This is a genomic window from Bowmanella yangjiangensis, assembly GCF_017255015.1.
Classification (GTDB): Bacteria; Pseudomonadota; Gammaproteobacteria; order Enterobacterales; family Alteromonadaceae; genus Bowmanella; species Bowmanella yangjiangensis.
Genome location: NZ_JAFKCS010000166.1, coordinates 1 through 1,716, shown reverse-complemented (window position 1 = coordinate 1,716; position 1,716 = coordinate 1). Strand labels below are relative to the sequence as shown.

General features: G+C 53.9%; 4 protein-coding genes. All 4 read left to right on the top strand.

Features of this window, described 5'->3' with window-relative positions:
- On the top strand, window positions 1–310 hold a 310-nt coding region (locus J0A65_RS22960), incomplete at its 5' end, for a hypothetical protein (RefSeq protein WP_206596621.1).
- A gap of 12 nt (window positions 311–322) precedes the next feature.
- Window positions 323–799: a DUF2247 family protein gene (locus J0A65_RS22955; protein WP_152488299.1), complete on the top strand. Its 477-nt coding sequence runs from the start codon at window positions 323–325 to the stop codon at window positions 797–799.
- A 261-nt stretch (window positions 800–1,060) separates the two neighbouring features.
- Window positions 1,061–1,198, top strand: coding sequence for a hypothetical protein (locus tag J0A65_RS22950; RefSeq protein WP_206596620.1), 138 nt, complete (start codon window positions 1,061–1,063; stop codon window positions 1,196–1,198).
- A gap of 23 nt (window positions 1,199–1,221) precedes the next feature.
- Entirely contained in the window at window positions 1,222–1,626 is a 405-nt protein-coding gene (locus J0A65_RS22945) for a hypothetical protein (RefSeq protein WP_206596619.1), read from the top strand.
- Window positions 1,627–1,716: the final 90 nt, after the last annotated feature.

Below are 1,716 nucleotides of genomic sequence, written 5' to 3'. Positions count from 1 at the left end.
AAGAAAACCTGTAATCGTAGAGAATGAGATTCTTGGAAAAGAACGGACTGGCAGCGCCAACAAAACAGACCCGACACATAGCTTCAACGATCTGATCGACAACTACGCAGGCGATGCTCAAAAATTCGAGATACCGACCAAAGGCCCTGGTGGCGTAACGGTAAGAACGTCAGAGCTCTATCAGATAGAAGGCAGCCTAAATGGCAAAGACGGTGTTTTCGAGTGGATTGTCGACCAGGACCGGGTCACTCATAGACGCTTCATTCCCGGTGGAAAAATAACCGGCTTTCCCAACCAGGTCCCCAGATAGCAAGGGATGATCATGAACAAATATCTCGCCGAACTCGCCAAGCTCAACCTGATTGACTGGCCAACTCTTGCGCTCGGAATAGACAACGGCTGGATCGATAAAGACGCGATATCGAGTTACGCCTTCGAACGCCTCCATCACGGTGAAACCGACGGAGACATAGCGCTGTTGGCCGGAAGCGACGCGCTTAGCGAAGACGAAGTGTCCGAGCTACTGGCAACACTGTGCAAAAAAAACAGCATCAGCACTCAGGAAGCCAATCCACTTGCCCTCGAAAAATGGCGACTGGCAATACTTTCAGAACTCCAGAACTCCTCGCTTCCCCCTGAAGAAAAACTCGAACGGTTACAGGAGCTCTACGCTGACTTCGGTTACCCAGAGGACATGGCCTCTTGCAGCATCTACGCCCAAGACGGAGCAGACCCCCTGGACGCACTACAAAAGACCATCAACACTCTTGAACAGCGCCTCACCTCCAGCAACGGATGAATTCATTCGTTACGCTCTGGACAATGTCCTTGGCGCCACAACGGCCATCGAACCTCCGATGGTGAATACGGACACAGCAAGAAACCTGACACATTCATCATGACGGGATGCGATGGATGGCAGAAGGCGCAACGACGAGTACGCAAGACGATTGACGAAAAGTGAATGTGAAACACCAGGCAGAAATCATCATCGTCGCCCCGAAGAACCTGATCGTGATTCAGGATCAGTTCATCTCCCTGCCATTCACAGGCCAATAACATGTCGATCGACTACCCGTCCTATCCAGCCGCCCTGCCGTATACGTCCGTCATGGCATCGATTGATTTCAGGACGCTGGCAGACAGGAAACATGTCGTTCAGGGCGAGACAGACAGCAGCAGCCTGCTAGCTGTGTAAACCCAGGACGACCACACTGCGCAATGAGCCGTTCGATCGATCTTTTCCTCAAACGAACAGTCCCCGAGCGCGAGATCGTCATACGGCTCAACCGAGAGATCCCCGATGGGGTCGAGTCGCTCGACTATCCCAGGGAGCATGCGGCCATCTTTCTTCAATACGCTGACCACGAGGCCGAGTTCCAGCAGAGTCTGGGGCTCTCCTGGGCCTCGGATGAGCTGAGCCTTGACGACGTGCAACTGGCCATCCAGCTGGCCAATGCCCTGTCCACAGAAGTCCTGCTGGAACCTCAACACCTGGCTCTGCCTGATGGCTACACCTGGTGTCTGGCGACGATGGACAAGCAACTGTATGCAGTCGACACCATCGACGTCGAAGATGGGATCGCTGTGAAACCGTATGCCCGGAATATTCTGCTCACTGTCTGAAAGACGCCATCGACTGGTTCCAGGAAACCTACCCCGATAGCTGATCAGCGCAAGCGCTTCTCTGGCGCTGCGCTGCTGGCTACTCCCACG